23 protein-coding genes are annotated in these 24,679 nt (G+C 71.2%); 14 read left to right on the forward strand and 9 right to left on the reverse strand.

Annotated elements, in window-relative coordinates; genetic code table 11:
• Positions 1-5: 5 nt before the first annotated feature.
• The gene (locus tag JNL41_RS21835; protein WP_293478396.1) at positions 6-632 is read right to left on the reverse strand and encodes a hypothetical protein; all 627 of its coding nucleotides are present in this window, start codon (positions 630-632) and stop codon (positions 6-8) included.
• Positions 633-710: 78 nt separating this feature from the next.
• Between JNL41_RS21835 and JNL41_RS21840 the strand changes: the two genes are divergently transcribed.
• A complete protein-coding gene (locus JNL41_RS21840; RefSeq protein ID WP_293478397.1) occupies positions 711-1,601 on the forward strand; it encodes an acyl-CoA thioesterase II in 891 nt (296 codons plus the stop codon).
• A gap of 15 nt (positions 1,602-1,616) precedes the next feature.
• On the opposite strand, the gene JNL41_RS21845 is transcribed toward JNL41_RS21840, so the two are convergent.
• Positions 1,617-2,462: a glycosyltransferase family 9 protein gene (locus JNL41_RS21845; RefSeq protein ID WP_293478398.1), complete on the reverse strand. Its 846-nt coding sequence runs from the start codon at positions 2,460-2,462 to the stop codon at positions 1,617-1,619.
• Positions 2,463-2,593: 131 nt separating this feature from the next.
• Between JNL41_RS21845 and JNL41_RS21850 the strand changes: the two genes are divergently transcribed.
• From JNL41_RS21850 to JNL41_RS21860, 3 genes are all read left to right on the forward strand, one after another.
• A complete protein-coding gene (locus tag JNL41_RS21850) occupies positions 2,594-3,460 on the forward strand; it encodes an acyl-CoA thioesterase II (RefSeq protein WP_293478399.1) in 867 nt (288 codons plus the stop codon).
• 422 nt (positions 3,461-3,882) lie between these two features.
• Entirely contained in the window at positions 3,883-4,422 is a 540-nt protein-coding gene (locus tag JNL41_RS21855) for a DUF2975 domain-containing protein (protein WP_293478400.1), read from the forward strand.
• Positions 4,423-4,435: 13 nt separating this feature from the next.
• Complete coding sequence (locus JNL41_RS21860) at positions 4,436-4,672, forward strand: helix-turn-helix transcriptional regulator (RefSeq protein WP_293478401.1); 237 nt, start codon at positions 4,436-4,438, stop codon at positions 4,670-4,672.
• 149 nt (positions 4,673-4,821) lie between these two features.
• Here JNL41_RS21860 and JNL41_RS21865 read toward each other — a convergent pair whose 3' ends face one another.
• Positions 4,822-6,186: a DUF418 domain-containing protein gene (locus tag JNL41_RS21865; protein ID WP_293478402.1), complete on the reverse strand. Its 1,365-nt coding sequence runs from the start codon at positions 6,184-6,186 to the stop codon at positions 4,822-4,824.
• A gap of 549 nt (positions 6,187-6,735) precedes the next feature.
• Entirely contained in the window at positions 6,736-7,449 is a 714-nt protein-coding gene (gene rph, locus JNL41_RS21870) for a ribonuclease PH (RefSeq protein WP_293478403.1), read from the reverse strand.
• Positions 7,450-7,548: 99 nt separating this feature from the next.
• Here rph and hrcA point away from each other — a divergent pair, with 99 nt between their 5' ends.
• The 3 genes from hrcA to dnaN all read left to right on the forward strand — a co-directional run bounded on the left by hrcA (position 7,549) and on the right by dnaN (position 10,518).
• Entirely contained in the window at positions 7,549-8,622 is a 1,074-nt protein-coding gene (gene hrcA / locus JNL41_RS21875) for a heat-inducible transcriptional repressor HrcA (protein WP_293478404.1), read from the forward strand.
• A 4-nt stretch (positions 8,623-8,626) separates the two neighbouring features.
• Positions 8,627-9,229 carry a nucleotide exchange factor GrpE gene (grpE, locus tag JNL41_RS21880; RefSeq protein WP_365698470.1) on the forward strand — a complete coding sequence of 201 codons (603 nt, stop codon included), beginning with the start codon at positions 8,627-8,629 and terminating at the stop codon, positions 9,227-9,229.
• Positions 9,230-9,399: 170 nt separating this feature from the next.
• Positions 9,400-10,518, forward strand: coding sequence for a DNA polymerase III subunit beta (dnaN, locus tag JNL41_RS21885; RefSeq protein WP_293478405.1), 1,119 nt, complete (start codon positions 9,400-9,402; stop codon positions 10,516-10,518).
• A 54-nt stretch (positions 10,519-10,572) separates the two neighbouring features.
• Here dnaN and JNL41_RS21890 read toward each other — a convergent pair whose 3' ends face one another.
• The gene (locus tag JNL41_RS21890) at positions 10,573-10,863 is read right to left on the reverse strand and encodes a zinc-finger domain-containing protein (protein ID WP_293478406.1); all 291 of its coding nucleotides are present in this window, start codon (positions 10,861-10,863) and stop codon (positions 10,573-10,575) included.
• A 91-nt stretch (positions 10,864-10,954) separates the two neighbouring features.
• Between JNL41_RS21890 and JNL41_RS21895 the strand changes: the two genes are divergently transcribed.
• Entirely contained in the window at positions 10,955-11,899 is a 945-nt protein-coding gene (locus JNL41_RS21895) for an ABC transporter ATP-binding protein (RefSeq protein ID WP_293478407.1), read from the forward strand.
• A 16-nt stretch (positions 11,900-11,915) separates the two neighbouring features.
• On the opposite strand, the gene JNL41_RS21900 is transcribed toward JNL41_RS21895, so the two are convergent.
• Entirely contained in the window at positions 11,916-12,470 is a 555-nt protein-coding gene (locus JNL41_RS21900; RefSeq protein WP_293478408.1) for a GNAT family N-acetyltransferase, read from the reverse strand.
• A 79-nt stretch (positions 12,471-12,549) separates the two neighbouring features.
• Between JNL41_RS21900 and mutS the strand changes: the two genes are divergently transcribed.
• Both mutS and JNL41_RS21910 read left to right on the forward strand, forming a co-directional pair.
• The gene (mutS, locus tag JNL41_RS21905; RefSeq protein WP_293478409.1) at positions 12,550-15,243 is read left to right on the forward strand and encodes a DNA mismatch repair protein MutS; all 2,694 of its coding nucleotides are present in this window, start codon (positions 12,550-12,552) and stop codon (positions 15,241-15,243) included.
• A gap of 17 nt (positions 15,244-15,260) precedes the next feature.
• Entirely contained in the window at positions 15,261-15,833 is a 573-nt protein-coding gene (locus JNL41_RS21910; RefSeq protein WP_293478410.1) for an HAD-IA family hydrolase, read from the forward strand.
• Between the two features lie 80 nt (positions 15,834-15,913).
• On the opposite strand, the gene JNL41_RS21915 is transcribed toward JNL41_RS21910, so the two are convergent.
• On the reverse strand, positions 15,914-16,264 hold the full coding sequence (locus JNL41_RS21915) for a hypothetical protein (RefSeq protein WP_293478411.1): 351 nt from the start codon (positions 16,262-16,264) through the stop codon (positions 15,914-15,916).
• A 63-nt stretch (positions 16,265-16,327) separates the two neighbouring features.
• On the opposite strand from JNL41_RS21915, the gene JNL41_RS21920 reads away from it, so the two are divergent.
• A complete protein-coding gene (locus JNL41_RS21920) occupies positions 16,328-19,144 on the forward strand; it encodes a [protein-PII] uridylyltransferase (RefSeq protein WP_293478412.1) in 2,817 nt (938 codons plus the stop codon).
• Between the two features lie 106 nt (positions 19,145-19,250).
• Here the strand turns inward: JNL41_RS21920 and JNL41_RS21925 are convergent, their stop codons facing one another.
• The gene (locus JNL41_RS21925) at positions 19,251-19,904 is read right to left on the reverse strand and encodes a sulfotransferase family protein (RefSeq protein WP_293478413.1); all 654 of its coding nucleotides are present in this window, start codon (positions 19,902-19,904) and stop codon (positions 19,251-19,253) included.
• Between the two features lie 39 nt (positions 19,905-19,943).
• Entirely contained in the window at positions 19,944-21,359 is a 1,416-nt protein-coding gene (locus tag JNL41_RS21930; protein WP_293478414.1) for a class I adenylate-forming enzyme family protein, read from the reverse strand.
• Between the two features lie 118 nt (positions 21,360-21,477).
• Between JNL41_RS21930 and murJ the strand changes: the two genes are divergently transcribed.
• The 3 genes from murJ to JNL41_RS21945 all read left to right on the forward strand — a co-directional run.
• On the forward strand, positions 21,478-23,151 hold the full coding sequence (gene murJ, locus JNL41_RS21935) for a murein biosynthesis integral membrane protein MurJ (protein WP_293478415.1): 1,674 nt from the start codon (positions 21,478-21,480) through the stop codon (positions 23,149-23,151).
• 202 nt (positions 23,152-23,353) lie between these two features.
• Entirely contained in the window at positions 23,354-24,388 is a 1,035-nt protein-coding gene (trpS, locus tag JNL41_RS21940) for a tryptophan--tRNA ligase (RefSeq protein ID WP_293478416.1), read from the forward strand.
• A 55-nt stretch (positions 24,389-24,443) separates the two neighbouring features.
• On the forward strand, positions 24,444-24,679 hold a 236-nt coding region (locus JNL41_RS21945), incomplete at its 3' end, for a universal stress protein (RefSeq protein ID WP_293478417.1).

Here is a 24,679-nt window from a genome sequence, read left to right on the forward strand (position 1 = left end):
CGGCGTCAAGGCCGCAGCAGCACGTAGTGGCTGTAGCCGTCGCTGAGCGGCAGGCCCGCGGCGAGGCACTTCAGGCGCGGCGTCGGGCGGCAGGGCCTGGCGTTGTAGCGGACGCCGGCCTCCATGAACTGGTTGCGCGACCAGATGAAGTCGATGCGCTCGGGCCGCCCCCCGCGGTAGCGGAACCTCAGCCCGTCGCGATCCTCCTCGACCCAGCCGCCCGGCGAGGAGGTCGCCTTCACGAGCCGCCCGGCCCGGCTGTCGGCGACGATCTCGTCGTAGGCTGCATGGTGGCTTTCGAAGTTCAGCCGGATGCCGGCGTCCAGCAGCGGGCCCCAGGCGGGGATCATGCCGCCGAGGAACGCGAGCAGCGCCGATGGCGCGATCCAGCCGGTCACGGGATCGCGCATCATCGCCCAGAACGACCAGACCAGCAGCATCGCCGGCGCCACCAGCAGCAGGCCCACGCCGACGCTGAGCGCGATCATCGGCGGCAGCGCCTCGATGGTCCGCCACGCGCCCAGGATGCCGCCGATGGCCAGCCCCATCCAGGCAAGCATCATCAGCGCCAGCGGCGAGCGCCACACGGGCGTGAAGCTGTCCGAGGCGAAGCTGTCCCGGGGGTCGGTCATCGGCGCGGAGGATGACGACGGTTGCGGTTGTGAGGCAACACCTTGCCCGCGAACCCTGGCGCGCGTATCCGGCGCCGCATGAGCGAAACGCCCCCCCTTCCCGACGAAGTCGCGCAGGACGAGACCCTGACCGAGACGCTGCAGCTCGAGCGGATCGAGGAGAACCTGTTCCGCGGGACCTCGCCCGACAACCGGCCGGGCCGCATCTTCGGCGGCCAGGTGATCGCCCAGTCGCTGCTGGCGGCCTACGAGACGGTCGAGGACCGCGTCTGCCACTCGATGCACTGCTACTTCATCCGGCCCGGCGATCCGACGACGCCGATCGTGTTCGAGGTGGACCGCTCGCGCGACGGCGGCAGCTTCACCACCCGGCGTGTCATCGCCGTGCAGCGGGGCAAGCAGATCTTCAACCTCGCCGCCTCGTTCAAAGACCCCGAGGAGGGCTTCAGCCACCAGTCGAAGATGCCGCCGGGCCCCCACTGGTCCGAACTGCCCGACCAGATGACCGTCATGCGCGACGCCATGAAGGACGCGCCCGAGGAGATGAAGCGCTGGATGTCGCGGCCCCAGCCCATCGAGATGCGCTCGTCGGACGCCCGCACCTACTGGCGCGACGGCCAGCCCAAGGAGCCCGTCTCCCAGAACTGGTTCCGCTGCGCCACGCCGATCGGCGACGACCCGCACATGCACCAGGTGATCCTGGCCTACGCGTCGGACATGAACCTGCTCTCGACCGCCATGCGGCCCTACGGCGTGCATTGGCAGACGCCGGGCTTCCAGTCGGCCAGCCTGGATCACGCCATGTGGTTCCACCGGCCCACCGACTTCACCCAGTGGCACCTCTACGTCCACGACAGCCCCTCGGCCTCGGACGGGCGCGGCCTGATCCGGGGCGAGATCTACGCCGACGACGGGACCCTGGTGGCCTCGGTGGCGCAGGAAGGCCTGATGCGGATGCGCAAGACCTGAGCGCCCGGCGCCCGGTCAGAGCGCGGCCTTCACCTCGGCCACCACGCTCGCCCAGTCGCCGGCCACCGGCTGGCGGAACAGCCGGATCGACGGATACCAGGGGCTGTCGGCGCGGTCGCGCATCCAGCGCCAGTCGGCCTGGCGCGGGATCATCAGCCAGCAGGGCTTGCCCAGCGCGCCGGCGAGGTGCGCGACAGCCGTGTCGACCGCGATCACCAGGTCCGCGCCGGCGATGATCTCGGCGGTGTCCCGCAGGTCGCGCGCGCCGGTGCTTTCGTGCTCCAGGCTGAAGGCGTCCGGGATCGCCAGCAGCTCCTGCGCCAGCTCGGGCGGCAGGGAGCGCGTGACGTCGGTCGGGTTGTTGGGGTTGCCGCTGGCCTGCACGCCGATGCGGCCCAGACGCCGCGGCGTCGCGGACAGATAGGGCGCGGGCGGGATCGTCTCGGGCCGCGTGCCGCACAGATACGGCATCGACGGCCCCAGCGCCCAGGCGTCCACCGGCGGCAGCGCCACGCGGCCCTGCGCGTTCAGCACCGGCACGCCCAGCGTCTCGAACAGCCGCGCCAGCAGCGGATGGCACATGATGGTGGTCGCCACGCCGCGGTCGCGCATGAGCGGCGCATAGCGGGCGAACATGATCTGGTCGCCCAGGCCCTGTTCCGGCAGGATCAGCAGGCTCCCGATGTCGCTGCCGTCCCACTCGGGCACGGCCAGCGCCGGCTTGCCCGACACCCGGCCGCCGATCTCGATCGGACGGGTCTCCCAGAGCTTCCAGCCGAGTTCGAACTCGCCCTTGGCGAGGAGCTGCATGGCGGCCTTCCAGTGTTCGGAAGGCGGAAGCTGGACGCGGCCTGAAGTCATGACCGCCCCCTTAGCAGGCGAGGCGCGCCGTCCGCCAGCGCAAGCCGCCGGCGCCGGCCCGCCGCCGGGAGGTTGCCCGCGCGCCGGGCCCGGCGTATCGACCGCCTTCGCAAATGCAGCATAGGCGCTCCATGGACACCAAGACCCTCTGCGAGACCCTGAAGCTCGAGCGCCTCGAGGTGAACCTGTTCCGCGGCACGACGCCCGACGAGGAGGGCCGCCAGCGCATCTACGGCGGCCAGGTGATCGCCCAGTCGCTGCTCGCCGCCTACGAGACGGTGGAGGCGCGCGTCTGCCACTCGCTGCACTGCTACTTCATCCGGCCGGGCGACCCGAACATCCCGATCGTCTTCGAGGTGGACCGCTCGCGCGACGGCGGCAGCTTCACCACCCGCCGCGTCATCGCCGTGCAGCACGGCCAGCAGATCTTCAACCTCGCCGCCTCGTTCCAGAACGAGGAGGACGGCTTCGAGCATCAGTCCGACATGCCCGCCGCCCCGCACTGGGACACTGTCGAGGACGACATCGTCTCGGCCGCACGGCGCCTGAAGGACGCCCCGCCCACCGCGCGCGCCTGGCTGGACCGCCCGCAGCCCATCGAGATGCGCAGCGTGGGCGGCGAGCCCGACGAGGTGAAACCCGACCGCCTGCCGGCCCGACAGCAGGTCTGGTTCCGCGCCCGGGACACGATTCCGGCCGACCCGCGCATGCACCAGGTGATCCTGGCCTACGCCTCCGACATGAGCCTGCTGGGCACCGCCATCCGGCCGCACGCGGTGGGCTGGCAGACACCGGGGATGCAGACCGCCAGCCTCGACCACGCCATGTGGTTCCACCGCCCGACCGACTTCAACGAATGGCACCTCTACGACCAGGAGAGCCCTTCGGCCTCCGGCGGCCGCGGCTTCAACCTGGGCTACATCTACCGCGCCTCCGACGGGGCCCTGGTCGCCTCCTGCGCCCAGGAAGGCCTCATGCGGCAACGCAAGCCGAAGTAGCCGCGGCGCAGGCGCATTCCATTGAACGGCGCCGACGCGCCACCGAGGCTGGAACGCCGGCCAGACTGCGGCACTGCATTACCAAAGTTTCATATCGTTACTCGATATTCACGTGATCGGGAAACGATATGGCCGTATCGATAATCACATCGAAGCACGGTGCTTCGACAGACAAGCCGCTGCAACGCAGCATCGATACGGAGCCACCAAATGTTCGCCAACGTCATGAACCTCCTCGACCGCACCGCGATGAGCCTTCTGGTCGTCCTGGCCGCCGCGCCGATCCTCAGCATCGCCGCCCGCGCCGCCTTCCTCTAAGACTGAGTGCAAGACTTGAGGATCGTCCGATCCGCCCCGATCCGAGGCTGGAGAGCAGCTTCCGGCGGGGCGGATCCAGACGAACGACTGGGGGCAGGTACGACATGATGCGCGCCTTGGGTCCGGGCTCGGTTTCGAGCTTCCTGAAGATCATCCTCGACGTGGTCTTCGCCGCCCTGTGGATCGGCGTCGTCGTCCTCTCCGTGCTGACGCTCGCGGCGCTGCTGCTGAGCTACAATCCCGACATCCTGCCCGGCCTCCGCGAGACGAACCCCGGCGCGCTGGCCGAGCTGATCCGCAACGGCCCTTCGTTCGCCGGCGGCCTGCTCGGCGCCGCCCTCTATCTCGCGGGCGTCCTGGTGATCGTGGCGGCGCTCCGCCGGATCTTCACCACCCTGACCGCCGGCGATCCCTTCCACCCCGACAACGTGGCGCGCCTGCGCCTCATCGGCCTGATGCTCGCGGGGCTCGAACTCGGCCGCTATGCCTTCTGGGCCGTCTCGGCCTGGCTGTTCTCGGGCGTCAACAAGGTCGAACCCGACATGAGCCTCACCGCCTGGTTCTCGGTGCTCGTGGTCTTCGTGCTGGCGGAAGTGTTCCGCGAGGGCGCGCGGCTGCGGCGCGAGGCCGAGCTGACGATCTGAGGCGAGAACCCCGATGCCCATCCGCGTGAGCCTCGATCGCGTGCTCCTCGAAAAGCGCATGTCGCTGACCGAGCTCGCCGACCGTGTCGGCGTGACCATCGCCAACCTGTCGATCCTGAAGACCGGCAAGGCGCGCGCCGTGCGCTTCTCGACGCTGGCCGCCCTCTGCCGCGAACTCGACTGCCAGCCCGGCGACCTGATCGTCTACGAACCCGGCCCCGACGATCCGATGGCGGACGAGGAAGAGTAGCCACCAAGGCCGCGAAGCGGCGCTTTCCGATTCAATGAACCGCGGAAAACGCGGAATTGCGCGGAAAGTGGCCCGGACCCCTTCCGCGTGGTTCCGCGTTTTCCGCGGTTTCTGAATGAGAGGGCCTCCGCTTGCGCCGAGGCTCGAAGTCACTCCGCCGCTGCCGGGGCGGCGACGCCCATGGGGCCCCGGACCTTCAGGAACGGCTGGCGCTTCTTGTAGGCGAGCGATTTCCAGAGCCAGTCGATCGGGCCGGTCTCGAAATACGCCATCCAGACGTTCGCGAAGATCAGTTGTCCGGCGATGATCGAGAGCGCGATCGCCTCGAGCCCGGCCCAGCCATGCCGGCCGAACTGCCCGAATCCGAACCCCGGGAAGATGATCAGCATCCCCAGGATCGAGGCCGACAGGTAGATCGTGAGCGGCATCCGCCCGGGCGCCTGGAAGACCGACAGGACGCGCGATCCCGCCGCGCTCTTCAGGATCAGGTTGAACAGCCCCACATGACCGAGCGTCAGCGCCATGCGCGCGACGTCCCAGGTCCAACCGAAGGTCTTGGGGTCCGGCGAGAACAGCATCATCTCGTCGATGGCCAGGGTCCGCAGCGTCGCCCCGACGCCGTAGCCTGCGACCGCCAGCCCCGCATAGAACGCGGCGCTCCTGCGCCCCTGGAGCACGCCCCAGTCGTAGAGCGCCATCCCCAGCAGCATGGTCCCGACGATCTCCAGCATCCCGAAGAGGGCGAACATCGAGAAGTTGAACTGCGTCCAGATCCCCGCCAGGAATTTCCAGTAGCCGTCCACCGGACCCCGCCGCGCCTTCTTCTCCTTGGCGACGGCCTCCTGCTTCGCCTTGTTCTGGGCCAGTGGGGCGGCGGCCTTCACCTTGTCGTTCCACTTGTCGAGCTTGGCCTGCTGCTCCTGAGTCACCGGCTTCCTGGCCGTGACCTTGGCCTGCACGGCGACGGCCTCGGCCTTCAGGTTCACCGCGTCGACGTGGCGGGCGTAGCCGGACCCGATCACCCCGAGCAGGAAGACCACGCCCAGGATCGCCTTGGTCCGGGCCGGCAGGGTGCGCGCGCCGAACACGAAGATCGCCGCGATCCCATAGGGGAACAGGATGTCGCCCGGCCACATCAGGACGAGCGCCTGGAAGACGCCGAACGCCATCAGCCACAGGTTCCGGCGCAGGTGCAGGTCGGCCACCGCCACCGGCGCGTCGGGCGTCATGGCCGCGCGGGTCATGATCATGATCCCGGCGCCGAACAGGAGCTCCAGCATCCCGCGCTGGGTGCCGTCGAACAGCGTGCCGATAATCCTGAACGCGGTCTGGTCGGCCGCCGTCCAGCTCACCAGCCGCGGGTCGAACAGGTCGAAATCGGCGTAGCTCCCCATGTAGGGGACGTTCATCATCAGGATCGCGAGGATCGCGAACCCGCGCAGCACGTCGAGCGCGGCGATGCGTTCCGCCTTCGCCACCCGGCGCGTGGCTTCGGCGATCGAGGTGTCGGTCATCGGCGCACGTCCCCTGTCACGCCCAGCGATACCGAGCCTCGCGCCGATCCGGACGCAGAGCAACCGACGTTCTTTGTGTTGCGCCGCAACCACATGGTTCGCCGCATCGCAGCGAAAAACAATTCATCGTAGCGGGAATTCTTGAATTTCCCAGGAGGACACCCTATCTGCACAGCTACGCTGCACCGCAACAAGGAGCCGTCCAATGGCCCGCAAGATCGAAAACTTCCTCGACGCGCTGTTCGCCCCGCTCGCCCGCGAGCTTGAGCGCCTGCCGCCGCAGGCCCTGCGTTTCAACGTGTTCTTCTGATACGCGCACCGTCGGGCCTGCGGGCCCGATCTGCGAGCGCCGGCGGCGCCGACCCGGGAGGGCGGCGCCGTTTGCGTATCTGGCGTTCTATTCTCGAGAGTCTCCGCGCGGGCGGAGGCTCCGTCATTTTCAGGACCGCGGAAACGCGGAATGACGCGGAAACCTGGCCCGGACTCTTTCCGCGCGATTCCGCGTTTTCCGCGGTTCATTGAATCGGAAGGCGCCGCTTCGCGGCCTCTCTAAGCTGTGGCTTCGCGCTGCCGCACGCACAGCTCGCCGATGCCCTTCCTCGCCAGCGAGAACAGAGCGTCGAACTCCGCCTGGCTGAAGCCGCGCTTCTCGCCGGTGGCCTGCACCTCCACGATGTCGCCCGAGCCGGTCAGGACGAAGTTGGCGTCCGCCTCGGCGTTCGAGTCCTCGTCGTAGTCGAGGTCCAGCACCGGCGTGCCGGCGAAGATCCCGCAGCTCACCGCCGCCACCTGGTCCAGGATCGGGTCGGTCGCGATCACACCCTCGTCCAGCAGATACTTCGTCGCCAGCCTGAGCGCGATCCAGGCGCCGGTGATCGAGGCCGTGCGCGTGCCGCCGTCGGCCTGGATCACATCGCAGTCCACGGTGATCTGGCGCTCGCCCAGGGCCTTCAGGTCGGTGACGGCCCGCAACGACCGTCCGATCAGCCGCTGGATCTCCTGCGTGCGCCCGCTCTGCTTGCCGGCGGCGGCCTCGCGGCGGCCCCGCGTGTGGGTGGCGCGCGGCAGCATGCCGTACTCCGCCGTCACCCAGCCCTGACCCTTGCCGCGCAGGAAGCCCGGCACGCCCTCCTCGAGGCTGGCCGTCACCAGCACCTTGGTGTGCCCCGCGCTGATCAGGCACGAGCCTTCGGCGTAGCGGGTCACGCCGGTCTCCAGGGTCAGCGGGCGCAGGATGTCGGGGGCGCGTTCGGAAGGTCGCATGGCGTCTCGGGCGGTCTCGGGGCGTTGGGGCGCAGCTTGCGCACGGAGGGTCCGCGCTTATCCTACTACGCCGATGCGCACCATGGCCCGCCGCAACCCATGACCTCGTCCGTCTTCACCCGCGGCCCCAGCCTCGCCGACATGGACGGTCGCGCGCGCGACATCTTCCGGCGCATCGTCGAGAGCTACCTGGAGACCGGCGAGCCCGTGGGCTCTCGCACGCTGTCGCGGGGCGGCGTCTCGCTGTCCCCGGCCTCGATCCGCAACACCATGCAGGACCTGACCCAGCTCGGCCTGCTCGGCGCGCCGCACATCAGCGCCGGGCGCCTGCCGACCCATGCGGGCCTGCGCCTTTTCGTCGACGGCCTGCTGGAGGTGGGCGACATCGGCGAGGACGAGCGCCGCTCCATCGAGGCCCGCCTGCGCGCCCACGGCCGCAACTACGAGGACGCGCTGAACGAGGCCTCCGCCATCCTCTCGGGCCTCGCGGGCGGCGCCGGCGTGGTCGTGACCCCGATGAAGGACGCCGGCGTCACCCACGTCGAGTTCGTTCTGCTGTCGGGCGACCGCACGCTCGCGATCATGGTGTTCGACGACGGCGCCGTGGAGAACCGGCTCATCCGCCTGCCGGTCGGGGTCACGCCGTCGGCCCTGCAGGAGGCTTCGAATTTCCTGAACGCGCGCCTGCGCGGCAAGACGCTCACCGAGACCAAGGGCGAACTGCGCACCGAGCTCGACCTCGCGCGGCGCGAACTCGACACCACCGCCGCGCGCCTGGTCGAGGACGGCCTGGCCGCCTGGGGCGGCGGCGAGGCGCAGGACCGCGCGCTCATCGTGCGCGGCCGCGCGAACCTGCTGGAGGACAGCCAGGCGATCGAGGACCTGGAGCGCGTCCGCTCGCTCTTCGAGGACCTGGAGCAGAAGGAACAGCTCATCCAGCTCCTCGACGGCGTCCGCGACGGCGAGGGCGTGCGCATCTTCATCGGCGCCGAGACGCGGCTCTTTTCCCTTTCGGGTTCCGCTGTGATCGCGGCGCCCTATATGACGGGCGCGCAGAAGGTCGTCGGCGCCATCGGCGTCATCGGCCCCACGCGTTTGAACTATGCCCGGGTCATTCCGTTGGTGGACTACACCGCCCGCGTGCTTGGCCAGGTGATGAAGGGTACGAGCTAGAGAGATGTCTGAAGACGATACGCCGGCGAACTGGGAAGCCGACACGCCCTCGGTCGATGCTGAGGTGGAAGCGCTGCAGGCCGAGGTCCAGGCGCTCAGGGAGCAGGTGCTCCGCTACGCCGCCGACGCCGAGAACACCAAGCGCCGCGCCGAGCGCGAGGCGAACGACGCGCGCGCCTACGCGATCACCAAGTTCGCCCGCGACCTGCTGGGCGTGGCCGACAACTTCGATCGTGCGCTGGCCGCCGCCCCGGCCGACGCCGACGGCCCGGCGAAGAACTTCGTGGTCGGGGTCGAGATGACCTCGAAGGCGCTCCAGACCGCCTTCGAGAACAATGGCCTGAAGAAGCTCGACCCGCCCAGGGGCGAGAAGTTCGACCCGCATCTCCATCAGGCGATGATGGAACAGCCCGCCGACGACGTGCCGCCCGGCTCGGTCATTCAGACGCTGCAGCCCGGCTACGAACTCCTGGGCCGCCTCGTGCGCCCGGCGATGGTGGTCGTCTCGCCGAAGGGCGCCGGCGCGTCCGCGGCCAAGCCCGGCGGCGGCGCCTACGGCGGCGAGGACTCCGGCGACGCCGGCGGCTCCATCGACACGCGGGCGTAGCCGCCGCGCAGCCCGCCGGGGCGTTTTGCCTGTGCATGAGGCCCCGGCGCACTTTCCCGCGGTTGCGAATTCGCTAATGTCGGAAGTCCCCTCCCTTCGGGGCGCGCAGGCTCGGGGTGATTCGGCCCCTGGTTGACTTGGCCATGCGCGATTGGTGAGCCGGGACTGACATGAAGCTGACGATCGAACGCGCCGCGCTGCTCCGCGCACTGGGCCACGTGCAGAGCGCGGTGGAGCGCCGCAACACCATCCCGATCCTGTCGAACGTGCTGCTTTCGGCCGAGCGGGACCGGCTGACCTTCTCGGCGACCGACCTCGACATGGAGATCATCGACGAGGCCCTGGCCCAGGTGGACCAGCCCGGCCAGATCACCGCGCCTGCGCACACGCTCTACGAGATCGTGCGCAAGCTGCCCGAGGGCGCCGACGTCTCGCTGAGCTTCACCGGCGAGGACCCGCGCCTGACCGTGGCCGCCGGCCGCAGCCGCTTCAACCTGCCTGTCCTTCCGGCCGGCGACTTCCCGGTGATGAGCGCCGAGGGCTTCGGCGGGACCATGGCGGTCGACGTCAACGACCTGATCCGCCTGATCGACAAGACCCGCTTCGCGATCTCCGCCGAGGAGACGCGCTACTACCTGAACGGCCTCTACGTCCACACGATCGTCGTCGACGGCGCGCCGCGCCTGCGCGCGGTGGCCACCGACGGCTCGCGGCTGGCGCTCGCCGACATGCCGGCCCCCGAAGGCGCCGCCGGCGCGCCGGGCGTCATCGTGCCCCGCAAGACCATCAACGAGGTCCGCCGCCTGCTGGAAGACGCCGGCGAGAACGTCGACCTCCAGATCAGCCCGCAGAAGGTGCGCCTCGAACTGGGCGGCGCCGCGCTGACCTCCAAGGTCATCGACGGCAACTTCCCCGACTACGGCCGCGTGATCCCGAAGGACAACAATCGCACGGTCATGGTCGACGCCAAGCTGTTCGCCCAGGCCGTCGACCGCGTCGCCACCATCTCGGCCGAGAAGTCGCGCTCGGTGCGGATGGCCATCGAGAGCGGCCGCGTCGTGCTCACCGTGCGCAACATGGAAGCCGGCCAGGCGGTCGAGGAGCTGGAGATCGACTACGACGGCGAGCCCTTCGAGCTCTCCTTCAACGCCCGCTACCTGCTCGACATCACCGACCAGATCTCGGGCGGCAGCATGGAGCTTCGCTTCGGCGGCCCCAACGACCCGGCCCTGGTCCTCGACCCCGCCGACGCGGATGTACAGTACATCCTGATGCCGCTCCGGGTCTGAGCCCTGGCAGGTCGCCAGCGCTTCCGCACTACGTCTGAAGCGAGCGGTGTGAAATCAGTGCCCGCGCGGGCCTTCGTAGACGCCGGGGGCCAGGAGTTCGTTCTCCGGACCCTCGCTGCCCGCCGCCAGCACGAAGCGGCGGTCGCAGTACGGGCACTCGACGAAGGTCGCCTCGCCCATCTCCAGCCATACGCGCGGATGGCCCAGCGCGCCGCCGACGCCGTCGCAGGACACGCGGCCCGTCCGCACCCGGACCACCTCGGGCGCCGGCAGGTCGGGCGTCGGCGCGGCCCTGGCCGGCGCGGGCGCGGTTTTCGTCGCGGAAGCAGCGGCTCTGCGGGCCATGTCTGGTCTTACCTCCAGCCCTTGCCTTGGCGCAGGGCGAACGCGGGCCTAGGTATGCGAGCATAGCTTTGCACGTCAACGACGGACCCCTATGGACCTTCCCGAATACGCGATCGAGGCCCGGGGCCTGACCAAGACCTACGCCGCCACCAAGACCACGCCCGAGATGCACGCGCTGCGCGGCATCGACCTCGCCATCCCGCGCGGGTCGATCTTCGGGCTTCTGGGCCCGAACGGCGCCGGCAAGTCGACCTTCATCAACATCCTGGCCGGCCTCTGCCGCAAGACGAGCGGGCAGGTCACCATCTGGGGCCGCGACATCGACCGGCAGCCCCGCGACGCGCGCGCCGCCATCGGCGTGGTGCCGCAGGAGATCGCCGCCGACCCCTTCTTCACGCCGAAGGAGGCCCTGGAGGTCGCCGCCGGCATGTACGCGGTGCCGAAGTCCGAGCGCCGCTCCGACGAGCTGCTGGCCGCGCTGGGCCTGGCCGACAAGTCCAAGGCCTACGTCCGCCAGCTCTCGGGCGGCATGAAGCGCCGGCTGATGGTCGCCAAGGCTATGGTCCACAATCCGCCGGTGCTGATCCTCGACGAGCCCACCGCCGGCGTCGACGTCGAACTGCGCCGCCAGCTCTGGAACTACGTGCTGGAGCTGAACCGCAAGGGCGTGACCATCGTGCTCACGACCCACTACCTGGAAGAAGCCCAGGAGCTCTGCGACCAGATCGCCATCGTCAACCGCGGCCTGGTCGTCGCCTGCGAGCCCACCACGACCCTGCTGCGCCGCATGGACACCCGCCACGTCCTCGTGACGCCGGAACAGCCCGTGACGGCCGCGCCGGTCCTCGCCGGCTTCGAGACCAGGCTGACCAAGGCGGGCGGCTTCTCGGTCGGCTACCGCACCGGCCAGTCCAGCGTCGAGCAGGTGCTGGCCGCCATCCGCGCGGCCGGCCTGCACATCAAGGACATCTCGACCGAGGACCCCGACCTGGAGGACGTCTTCGTCAGCCTGACGTCGGCGGCGGAGAGCGCGTAGCGCGCTTCCCTGCCCATCAGGGGAGGGAAGTCAACGCCCCGATGTCGCGCCACACATACGCCACCTCCCAGAACCGCCCGCCGCCGGGGCCCGGCTCCTCCCGCGCCGCTTCGGCGACGCCGCCCAGGTGTTCGTAGAAGCCGCGCGCGGCGAAGTTGTCGCGCAGCACCGAGATCACCAGGCTCCGCGCGCCCCGCACGGCCAGCGCGCGGGCCGTGTCGCCGAGCAGCCGCGCGCCCAGCCCGCGGTTCTGGGCCGGGCGCACGACGTACAGCGTCGCCACCTCCGCCTCGCCCGGCACGCGCCGGCGCGACGGTCCGCCCTGGACGTAGCCCACGTGGCTCCAGCGGTCGGCAGCGGCCAGGGTCACGTCGTCGGCGCCCGGCCGGGTCAGCGCGTGACCAAACCGGCGCGCGTGCGCCTCCTCGCTCATCCGGGCGAGATAGGCGTCCGGCAGCAGGCCCCTGTAGGTCTCGCGCCAGGACTGGACATGCACGCGGCCCAGCCCCTCGGCGTCCGCCGGGCCGGCGGGGAAGATCACGAACCTCGAATCGACGCTGCCGTAGGCCATCCATCCACAGCTTGGCGCACGGGCGACCGTGTTCAAGGGGTTCAGGGACTCGGCTCCGTCCTTTAGCCTTGCCCGTTCCATGAACGCCCAGGTCTCGACCGCCACCGATCATGCCGCCGGCGCCACGCCGGTCATGGCGCAATTCTTCGAGGCCAAGGCGCGCCAGCCGGACGCGCTGGTCTTCTTCCGCATGGGCGACTTCTTCGAGCTGTTCTTCGAGGACGCCCAGAAGGCCCACGCGGTCCTCGGCATCACGCTGACGGCCCGCGGCAATCACGGCGGCCAGCCGATCCCCATGGCCGGCGTCCCGGCCCACGCCATGGAGGCCTACCTCGCCAAGCTGATCCGCGCGGGGTTCAAGGTCGCGGTCTGCGACCAGCTTGAGGACCCGGCCGAGGCCAAGCGGCGCGGTGGCTCCAAGGCGGTCGTCCGCCGCGAGGTGACCCGCGTGGTCACGCCGGGCACCCTCACCGAAGACGGCCTGCTCGACGCCCGCGGCGCCAACCGCCTGGCCGCCGTCGCGGTGCGCGCCGGCTCGGCGGCGGTCGCGTCCGTCGAACTCTCCACGGGCGAGGTCGAGTGCCTGGCCATCACCGTCTCGGGCCTGGCCTCGACGCTGGCGGCGCTCGGGCCGTCGGAGATCCTGGTCCCGGATCGCCTGTTCGCCGACGAGGCGGTGAGCGCGGCGTTGAAGGCGGCCGGCGGCTTCGTCCAGCCGATGCCCTCGGCGCTGGCCGAGCCCGGCGCGTCCGAGACCCGCCTGAAGCGCCTCTACGGCGTCGAGACCCTCGACGGCTTCGGCCAGCTCGCCGGCGCCGAGGTCTCGGCGCTGGGCCTCATCGCCGCCCACCTGGAGACGACCCAGGCCGGGCGGCTGCCTGCGCTCTCCGCACCTCGTCGCATGGGCGAGAGCGACGTGATGGTCATCGACCCGGCCACCCGCGCCAGCCTGGAGATCGAGCGCGCGCAGTCCGGATCGCGCGACGGCTCGCTGCTGGCCGCCATCGACCGCACCGTGACCGCGCCGGGCGCCCGCGCGCTCGCCGCCCGCCTCGCCCGCCCGCTGCTCGACCCCGCCGCCATCGACGCCCGCCTCGACGCCGTAGGCTGGTTCGTCGAGCGCCGGCCCCAGCGCCAGAAGCTGCGCGAGACCCTGAAGGGCCTGCCCGACATGGCCCGCGCGCTCAGCCGCCTGGCCCTCGGCCGTGGCGGACCGCGCGACCTCGGCGCGCTCCGCGACGGCCTCCTCACCGGCGGCGCGGTCTGCCGCCTCTTCAGCGAGACCAAGGATCCGCTGCTGACCCTGCCGGCCGAGGTCGCCCAGGCCCTCGCCGCCCTGCATCTCGCCAACAGCCCCGACCTCGCGCAGTTCCTCGACCTGCTGACCACCGGCCTCGGAACCGAACTCCCGGCGCTGGCCCGCGACGGCGGCTTCGTGGCCCAGGGCGTGCGCCCCGAACTCGATCAGGCCCGTGCGCTGCGCGACGACAGCCGCCGCGTGATCCTCGCCCTGGAGGCCCGCCTCGCCGCCGAGAGCGGCGTCGCGCTGAAGGTCCGCCACAACGCTGTCCTCGGCTACTTCGTCGAGGCCACCGCCAAGGCCGCCGAGCCGCTGCTCAAGGCCCCGCTGAACGCCACCTTCATCCACCGCCAGACCATGGCCAACCAGGTGCGCTTCACCACCGTGGAGCTGGCCGAACTCGACGCGAAGATCGCCCAGGCCGCCGAGCGCGCGCTGGCCATCGAGCTCGACACCTTCGAGGCCTGGCGCGACGCGGCGACGGGAGTGGCCGCGCCCCTCCAGGCCGCCGCCCTGGCCGCCGCGACCCTCGACGTCGCCGCCGCGCTGGCCGAATGGGCCGACGACGTCGGCGCCACTCGCCCCGTCGTCGACCGCTCCACCGCCTTCGAGGCCGAGGCCGCGCGCCATCCGGTGGTCGAGGCCGCCGTCCGCCGCGCGGGCGAGGCCTTCACACCCAACGACTGCCGCCTCGACGGCCAGGGCGTGGGCGGCGCGCGCCTCAGCCTCGTCACCGGCCCGAACATGGCCGGCAAGTCGACCTTCCTGCGCCAGAACGCGCTGCTGGCCGTCCTGGCCCAGTCCGGCTGCTTTGTTCCGGCGAGGCGGCTGCGCATCGGCGCGGTGGACCGCCTGTTCAGCCGCGTCGGCGCCGGCGACGACCTGGCCCGCGGCCGCTCCACCTTCATGATGGAGATGGTCGAGACCGCCGCAATCCTCTCCCAGGCCACGCCGCGCAGCCTGGTGATTCTGGACGAGATCGGCCGCGGCACTGCCACCTACGACGGCCTCGCCATCGCCTGGGCCTGCGCCGAGGCCCTGCACGAGACCAACCGCTGCCGCGCCCTCTTCGCGACCCACTACCACGAGCTGGCCGTGCTGGAGGGCCGCCTGCCCTACGTCTCCAACCTCAGCCTCAAGGCCAAGGAGTGGAACGGCGAGCTGATCTTCCTGCATGAAGCCGGCCCCGGCCCCGCCGACCGCAGCTACGGCGTCCAGGTGGCCAAGCTGGCCGGCGTGCCCGGCCCCGTGGTCGCCCGGGCGAAGCAGGTGCTGGAACGCCTGGAGAAGGAGGCCGCCGGCCCCGCCAACCTCGACGATCTGCCCCTCTTCGCCGCCGTCGCCGAACCCGCCGCCGCCTACGGCCCCAGCCCCGCCGAGGAGGCGCTGCGGGCCCTCGACCCCGACGGCATGAGCCCCCGCGAAGCGATGGACGCCCTCTACCGCCTGAAGGGGCTGCTGGGCGGGACGTGACGCGGCCGAAGGCGCTGATGGTCGACGTCGACGGCGTGGTCGTCGTTCCGCGCCCGGGCGGCTGGGCGGCGAATATGGAAGCCGACCTGGGCCTCGCCGCCGCGACCCTGCAGACCCACTTCTTCCGGCCGCACTGGCCCGACGTGGTGATGGGCCGCGCCGGCCTGCACGATCGCCTCGCGCCGGTCCTGGCCGAACACGCCCCGCACCTCACCAGCCGCGCCGTCGCCGACTACTGGTTCGCCATGGACGCCCGGCTCGACGAGACCCTGCTGCACGATCTCGCGGACCTCCGCGCCGCCGGCGTCGCGCTCCACCTCGCCACCGTCCAGGAGCACGAGCGCGCCGCCTACCTCTGGGACACGCTCAGCCTGCGCGACCGCTTCGACGCGATGCACCACTCGGCCGCCTACGGCTGCGGCAAGCCCGACCCCGCCTTCTTCGCCGCCGTCGAGGCTCGCACGGGCTACGCGCCGGCCGACCTCGCGCTCCTCGACGACCGGGCCGACAACGTCAAGGCCGCCCGCGCCGCCGGCTGGCGCGCCATCCTCTGGGACGGAACCCGGCGGCTGGCGGACGTGCTGGGCTAGGAAGCCGGCGCCCATCAAAACCCTGTACGTCATCCCGCGACTTGTTCGCGGGATGACGTTCATAGAGAAGGGAAGTCCCCCTAGCCCTTCCCCTTCCGCCGCTTCTTGCGCACCACCGTCACCGAGAACGCCTGCCCGGCGCCCGCCTTCAGACGCTTGCGGGCCGCCTCCGCGACGCCCGTCGCGCCCGTGCTGGCCGCGGTCGCGCCGGCGCGGCTCACCATCTGCCCCTTGCCCGGCCCCAGCCCATGGCGCTTCCTCGCCCGCTCGTCCTGCGCGTCGAGTTCGGCGCGGCTCTGCGCCGTGCGCGCCGTCAGGTCCCGGATCAGCGCCTTGCCGCCGCGCGTGCGGCCGGTGAGCGACGGGGCGACATAGCGGTTGGCGTTCCAGCCCAGGAGATTGCCGCCGCCGCGATACGAACCTCTGCCCATCGTCTCCACCCGACGCGGGAACACTCTGCACGCCCGCAAAACCGTCCTATATCCGCAGGCGCGATGCCCACCCGTCTCAAGCCCACCCGCCTCGAATACGTCGTCGACGGCGTCAAGCTGCGCTCGCAGCTCTCGACCGCGGCGCTGGAGCACCTCGGCGATCAGGCGGCCCAGCGCAAGGCCGCGCTGGAGATCCTCAAGGCCGCGCTGTTCCGCGGGCGGATGATCGCCAAGGAGCGGCTGGAGAACGGCGCCGGCGGCATCGAGACCGCCCGGCTGCTCTCCGGCGTCACCGACGAGGTGGTGGGCGCCCTCTACGACTTCACCACCGTCCACATCTTCCGCGCCCGCAACCCGACCGAGGGCGAGCGCCTGGCGCTGATGGCGGTGGGCGGCTACGGCCGCGGCACGCTCGCGCCCTACAGCGACCTCGATCTGCTCTTCGTGCGGCCCTACAAGCAGACGGCCCACACCGAGAGCGTGATCGAGTTCATGCTCTATGCGCTCTGGGACCTGGGCTTCAAGGTCGGCCACGCCTCGCGGACCATCGAGGAGTGCGTGAAGCTCTCCCGCGAGGATTTCACGATCCGCACCTCGATCCTGGAGGCGCGCCGCCTCAACGGCGACGAGAAGCTGGCCGAGGAGCTCGTCCGCCGCTTCCGCGCGGAGGTGGTCAAGGGCACGGGCGCCGAGTTCGTGGCCGCCAAGCTCAAGGAGCGCGACGAGCGCCACGCCCGCGCCGGCGCCAGCCGCTACCTGGTCGAGCCCAACGTGAAGGAGGGCAAGGGCGGCCTGCGGGACCTCAACACCCTCTTCTGGATCGCCCAGTACCTGCATCCCGGCGAGACACTGGAGCGGGTCATGCAGCTCGAGATGTTCGACCGGCGCGAGGTGCGGGGCTTCATCCTGGCGTTCGACTTCCTCTGGGCCGTGCGCTGCCACCTGCACTTCGCCACCGGCCGGCCGGAGGAACGCCTCAGTTTCGACCTGCAGCCGGAACTGGCCCGGCGGATGGGCTATGGCGACCGCGGCGACGCGCCGGCCGTCGAGCGCTTCATGCGGCGCTACTTCCTGATCGCCAAGGATGTCGGCGCGCTCACCCGCGTGTTCGCCGCCAAGCTGGAAGCCGACCAGGTGAAGATGGCGCCCAAGGGCATCAGCCGCTTCATCCCCGGCCGCACGGTGAAACGCAAGCCGCTGGCCGAGCCCGGATTCCACGAAGTGGGCGGCCGCCTCGACGTCGATCCCGGCATCTTCGAGCAGGATCCCGTCAACCTGCTGCGGCTCTTCCGCCTCGCCGACCAGCGCAACCTCGATCTGCATCCCGACGCGTTCACGGCCGCCTCGCGGTCGGTGAACCTGATCACCTCGGCCGTCCGCCGCGACCGCCACGCCGCCAAGGTGTTCCTCGACATCCTGGCCCGCGGCCGCGATCCGCGCACGACGCTGACGCTGATGACCGAGGCGGGCGTGCTGGGCCGCTACCTGCCGGAGTTCGGGCGGATCGTCGCCCAGATGCAGTTCAACATGTACCACTCGTACACGGTGGACGAGCACACGCTGCGCGCCGTCGGCGTCATCGCCGACATCGCCGCCGGGCGCCTGGCCGACGACCATCCGCTGGCCGTCCAGGTGATGCCGCTGATCGCCGACCGCGAGGCGCTGTTCCTGGCCATGCTGCTGCACGACACCGGCAAGGGCGGGGCCGGCGGCCAGGAGGTGGCCGGCGCGCGGGCCGCCCGCCAGGCCTGCGAACGCCTGGGCCTCGAACGCTCGAAGATCGAGCTCGTCGCCTGGCTGGTCGAGCACCACCTGGTCATGAGCGACTACGCCCAGAAGCGCGACGTCTCCGACCCGCGCACGGTGGGCGACTTCGCCCGCATCGTGCAGACACCCGAGCGCCTGCGCCTGCTGCTGGTGCTCACCGTGGCCGACATCCGCGCCGTCGGGCCGGGGGTCTGGAACGGCTGGAAGGGCCAGTTGATGCGCGAGCTCTACGCCGCCACCGAGGCCGTCTTCCGCGGCGGGCGCGGCTCGGACGCCACCGCGGCCCTGAAGCGCTACCAGGAGAACGCCGCCTACGACGCGCGCGTGCGGCTGGCCAGGGCCGACCCGCAGGCCGAAGCCTGGGGCGACGCCATGGAGGACGCCTACTTCACCGCCTTCGAGGACGCCGAGGTCCTCACTCACGCCCGCCTCGCGCAGACGGCGCGCGAAGGCCGCGGGGCCGCGGCCATCTGCGCCGTGCGCGCCGACCTCAACGCCGCGGAGCTGATGGTCGCCGCCGGCGACCGTCCGCGCCTCTTCATGGACCTCGCCGACGCGATCACCGCGGCCGGCGCCAACGTGGTCGGCGCGCGCGTCTTCACGTCTCGCACCGGCCAGGCGCTGGACGTCTTCTACGTGCAGGACATCAACGGCCAGCCGTTCGGCGCCACGGCCGAACGCGTGCTGATCCGCCTCGCCGACGACCTGGCCGCCGCCGCGCGCGGCGAGCCGGCGACCCGCGAAGTACGCCGCAAGGATCTCGGCCGCACCGCGGCCTTCGCGATCACGCCGAACGTCATGCTGGACAACGAGGCTTCCGAGGGCGCGACCGTCGTCGAGGCCGCCGGGCGCGACCGGCCGGGCCTGCTGGCGGCGCTCGCGCGCACCCTCGCCGACGCGGGCCTGACCATCACCTCGGCCCATATCGACGGCTATGGCGAGCGCGCCGTCGACGCCTTCTACGTGGTCGACGACGCAGGCGCGAAACTGACCGACACGCGCAAGGGCAACGCGCTCAAGGCCGCCCTCCTCACCGCCCTGTCCGACGAAGCCGAGCCCGCCAACGCCCGCCGCGCGGCCCTGCCCAAGGCCCGCGCCAGCGTCGCCCGCTGAGCCGCGGCGCCCTACGCACGAGCTTCCTGGTGAACCTGGCGGGCCTGGTGTCGAGTCGGACGACGCTGACGCGCGCGCAGCCTGGCCGTCCCGCCAGCGAATGGTCCTAGCTGAGCGGCTCGGCGCGCATCTTCGACGGGTCGATCGGCCCCTGGCCCGCGGCCGCGCGCGACTGGAACTGTTCGGTGGAGTTCTCCCGCGGATAGGGCGCGTCGGGCACGGGCACGCCGAGGAACTTGCAGAGTGGGTCCCAGCCATCGGCCACGTTGAACACCAAGAGCCGGTCCTTCGGCACGCCCGCTGTCACCGCCTCCGTGTGCCGCCGGAAGAAGTCGGTCATGAAGGCGCGGTCGTTCATGTCGCCGCCGTAGAAGCGCCGCAGGTGCCCGAAGAACTCGGCCATCGGGCCTTCGGTGAAGCGGCTCAGGCTGCCCGGCGAGAAGATCGTCGCCTGGGTCGAGTCGAACCACTTGTCCGGGTCGCGCACCGTGTGCAGCACCTTGGCGTCCGGATAGTAGTCCATCAGCTCGCGCCAGTACGCACAGCCCGGGTGGTCCACCATCGCCTGGCAACCGTCGAAGATCGCGTCCCAGTCGGCCCGGCCGTAGCCCGCCTCGATCCAGAGCGGGATCTGTTTCTCGGCGGCCATGAACACCTCGGCCATGTGGTGGCAGCGGACGAAGCCGAGCTGCTCCAGCGCCAGCTTCGTCGAGAGCGTCCCCGTCCGGCCCAGCCCCGAGCCGATCACCTTCAATGCCATGGCATTCCCCTTCCCCGCTTTCCGAGCAGGACTAGCAGGCTAACGCGCCGTCAACACAGCGATCGTCTCCGCGCGCAGGCGGCGGCGTTCCGCCTTGCCCATGGCGTTGCGCGGAATGGCCTCGATCCAGGCGAAACGGGCTTCCGGCAGGTCGCGGTCGCTCGCCGCGATGTGGCGCGCGAGTCCCTGGCGGTCGAGGTCCGGCGCGGCCACGACGGCCAGCCAGCAGACGTCGGTGCCGGTCGCGTCCGGCGCGGCGTAGGCGGCGGCGTCCCTCACCCCCGGGTAGGCCAGCGCTACTTCCTCCAGAAGGTCGGGCAGGAACTTCACGCCGCCGAGGTCCATCCGGTCGTCGACCCGGCCCTCGACGATCAGCAGGCCGTCGGGCAGCCGCCGGCCCAGGTCGCCCGGATAGAAGCCGCCGTCGCGGAACGCCCGCGCGGTCGCCTCGGGATCGCCCAGGTAGCCCCCGGACTGCCGGTCGCTGAAGATGCGGATCTCGCCCTGCTCGCCGGCCGGCATCGGCGCGCCGTCGTCGCCGACCACTTCGACCCGCACGTTGGGCACGGGATAGCCCGCCGCCCCGGCCTGCGCCTCCAGCCACGCCCCGTCGGCCAGGGTCGTGCTGCCGGTCTCGGCCGCGCCATAGCTGATCAGGATCTCGGGCGCGAGCCGCAGCCGCGCCTCGCGCGCGACCGCCGGCGACAGCACCCCGCCGGTCGAGACGATCCGCATCGCGCCCTGCACAGGGAAGCCGGGCGGCAGCTCGCCCAGGAGCTGGCGCAGGAAGCTCGGCGTCACGCCCAGGATCGAGGGCCTCAGCGCCTCCAGGCTCTCGGCGAGCTGGCCTGTCGTGTAGTCGGCGACCAGGGTCTCGCCCTGGCTCCAGGCCGCCAGCGTCATCGCCTGCCCCAGGCCGGTGTCCATGCCGGTCAGACACACCCAGCGGCCCGGCTTCCCGGCGCAGTAGGTCAGCGCGCAGGTGCGCGTGTTGCCCTCCAGCATCCGCCAGGTGCGCGGCACGCGCCGCGCCGTCCGCGTCGTGCCCGACGACAGCATCACCCGGATCAGTTCGTCCGGCCCCACCCGCACTGGCTCGACCGGCCGCGGCTCGGCGTCGAAGGTGCGCGCCAGCCAGGCCTCGCTCAGCGCCAGTTCGCCCGGCGCCGCCTGTTCGGCCGCGACGATCGCCAGGTCGCAGGCCGGGTCGTCGAACGGCGAGGAGACGACCCCGAGTCGCGCCAGCGCCAGCAGGACGACGTGGGTCAGGTAGTCGTTGGCGATCCGGATCGCGACCACGCCCCGCGCGCGCGTCACGCCCAGGTCGCGCAGGCCGGCGGCGAAGCGGTCCGCGTCGGCGTCCAGCTCGGCGTAGGTCGCCCATCGGTGCGGCGTGATGAGCGCGAACGCCGAAGGCCGAAGCTTCGCCTGGAACGCCACATATGCGTCGAACATGAAGACCTCATCGAACGCCGGTCGCCTGCATCAATATTCCACACGCGCCACCCCGCCCATCCCGCTAGGTTGACGCTCCGCCCGACGCAGCCGACCAACGCCCCATGAGGCGGAGACCTTGAGCAAGACCCCGCGCGCCGCCCAGAACGCCGCGACGAAAGCCGCGCCGAAACCGGGCGGCCTGATCCGCTCGTCGGCGATCTTCGCCGGACTGACCCTGGTCAGCCGGGTCATGGGCCTGGTGCGCGACCTCGTGATCACCGCGCGCCTGGGCGCCAGCCAGACCATCGCCGCCGACGCCTACTACACCGCGCTGGCCTTCCCGAACCTCTTCCGCCGCATCTTCGCCGAGGGCGCCTTCGCCGCGGCCTTCGTGCCCATGTACTCGCGCAAGCTGGCCGGTTCCGGGGAGGGGGGCGACGGCGAGGAAGACGCCGACCGCTTCGCCTCGGACGCGGCCGCCACGGTCGCCGTCGCCACCGTCGCGGTGATGCTGGCGGCGCAGCTCGCGATGCCGTGGCTGATGTACGTCATCAATCCGGGCTACGTGGACGACCCGGCGAAGTTCCGGCTGTCCTGGATGCTGACCCAGGTGACCATGCCGTACCTGCCGTGCATGGCGCTGGCGGCGCTGTTCTCCGGCGTCCTGAACGCCCGCGGCCGCTTCATCGTCTCGGCGGCCTATCCGACGATCCTCAACCTCGTGATGCTGGCGATGGTGCTGCCGCAGCATGACCCGGTGCGGGCGGCGTGGTGGGCCTCGGCGGGCGTGGTGATCGCCGGCGTCGGGCAGGCCGGAATCTGCTGGTGGGGCGCGCGGCGCACCGGCGCGCGGCTGCGGCTGGTGCGGCCCCGCCTCACGCCCGAGATGCGGAACCTGATCCGGCTCGCGGTGCCGGCGGCCATCGCCAACAGCGCCACCCAGATCAACATCTTCATCTCCGGCATCCTGGCTTCGCAGATCGCCGGGATGCGCGTCTGGATGACGGTGGCCGACCGCCTCTACCAACTGCCGATGAGCCTGGTGGGCGTGGCTATCGGCGTGGCGCTGCTGCCGCGCCTGTCGCAATCGTTGCAACGGGACGATCACGCCGACGCCCAGGCCGCCATGGACCAGGGCGTGGTCTTCGCGCTGGCGCTGAGCCTGCCCGCCGCCGCGGCCCTGATGGCGCTGCCGGTCTGGCTGATCGACGGCTTCTTCACCCGCGGCGAGTTCACGCTGAAGGACGCCGAGGCGACCGGCGCGCTGCTCTTCCACTACGGCTGGGGCGTGCCCGCCTTCGTGCTGCTGCGCATCCTGCAGCCCGCCTTCTTCGCGCGGCAGGACACCAAGACGCCGATGCGGTTCTCGCTGATCTCGGTGGCGGTGAACATCGCCCTGGGCGTGGGCCTCTTCTGGCTGCTGGGCTTCCAGGGCGTGGCGATCGCCACCTCCGTCGCCGCCTGGGTCACGGTGCTGCAGATGTGGATCACGCTCACCCGCCGCAACGTCTGGACGCCTTCGGCCCGCGCCGGCGGCAAGATCGTCCGCGTGTCCGTGGCCAGCGCGGCGCTGGGCGGCATCCTCTTCGCCGCCGCCCTCTTGCGTCCGCAGATCGAGGGCGCGATCGGCGGCCTCCTGCCCGGCGGCCACGGCGCCAAGGAGGTCGCGATCCTGCTGGTCTCCGCTGCGGGCCTGGCGCTCTACCCGGCCCTGCTCTTCGCCTCGGGCGGCATCACCCCCGCCGAAGCCCGCGCCGCCTTCCGCCGCCGCCGCGGCGACCCGGCGGCGACCCCGGCGGACATGGGCTGAGCCCCACCCCCTTTAGGAACGTCATCCCCGACCTGTGCCGGGGATGACGTTCGTGGGGGGAGGTGGAGAGTCGGGTTGTGGCCAAGCCCCCGACCCGCTATCCACCCGCCATGGCTACTCTCACCTGGCGATGGCGCTGACCGGCTGACCCGTCCATTCGGGCCTTGCGCCCGCGCGTCCGTTCCCTAGAGAAGCCAATCCCATGACCGACCAAGCCCCAGCCCCCTACGCGGGTCCCGAACGTGTGCTCTCCGGCGTCCAGCCCACGGGCGACCTGCACCTCGGCAACTACCTCGGCGCGCTGGTGAAGTTCGCCCGCCTCCAGCACGAGATCGAGACCTTCATCTTCGTGGCCGACATGCACGCCATCACCGAGTTCCAGGACCCGGCGAAGCTGAAGAACCAGGTGCGCGAGATCGCCGCCGCCTATCTGGCCACCGGCCTCGACCCCAAGGTCGCCACCATCTTCGCCCAGTCGGCCGTGCCCGAGCACGCCGAGCTCGCCTGGGTGTTCAACTGCGTCGCCCGCGTCGGCTGGGTCGACCGCATGACCCAGTTCAAGGACAAGGCCGGCAAGCACAAGGAGCGCTCGTCGGTGGGCCTCTACACCTACCCGGTGCTCCAGGCGGCCGACATCCTGATCTACAAGGCCACCAAGGTGCCCGTGGGCGAAGACCAGCGCCAGCACCTCGAGCTCACCCGCGACATCGCCCAGAAGTTCAACAACGACTTCGCGGCGCCCGGCTACTTCCCGCTGCCCGACGCCCTGACCCAGGGGCCGGGCGCGCGGGTGATGAGCCTGCGCGACGGCACGGCCAAGATGAGCAAGTCCGATCCCTCGGACCAGTCGCGCATCAACCTGACCGACGACGCCGACGCCATCGCCAGCAAGGTCCGCAAGGCCCGCACGGACCCCGACCCGCTGCCCGAGACGGCCGAGGGCCTGGAAGGCCGCGCCGAGGCCAGGAACCTCGTGGCGATCTACGCGGCGCTGGCCGGGACCACCGAAGCCGCCGTCCTCGCCGAGTTCGCCGGCCAGGGCTTCGGCGCCTTCAAGCCCAGGCTCGCGGACCTCGCCGTCTCGGTCATGGGCCCGATCGGCGGCGAGATGCGCCGCCTCCTGGCCGACCCCGCCGAGATCGACCGCATCCTGGGCGCCGGCGCCGCCCGGGCCCGCGAGATCGCGGTCCCGACCATGGCCGAGGTGAAGAAGCTGGTCGGCTTCTGGGCCGGCTAATCCCCACCGGACAAGTGGGCTTGCGCCCGCGCGCCGTCCGGCGCACCGTCCGCGCATGAGCGTGCGGCGCAAGTTCCTCGTGGTGGCGGACGACACGCCGGAGTTCCAGACGGCGCTCCGGTTCACCTGCCGCCGCGCCCGCTCGACCGGCGGCTACGTGGCGCTGCTGAAGGTGATCACGCCCGCCGTCTTCGAGCACTGGTCGGGCGTGCGCGAGGAGATCGCGCGCCAGCAGCGGCAGGAGGCCGAGGCCGAGCTGCAACAGGTGGCCGAGTACGTCCAGGCCGAGAC

Origin of the sequence: Phenylobacterium sp. (genome assembly GCF_016793285.1) — a bacterium.
Classification (GTDB): Bacteria; Pseudomonadota; Alphaproteobacteria; order Caulobacterales; family Caulobacteraceae; genus Phenylobacterium.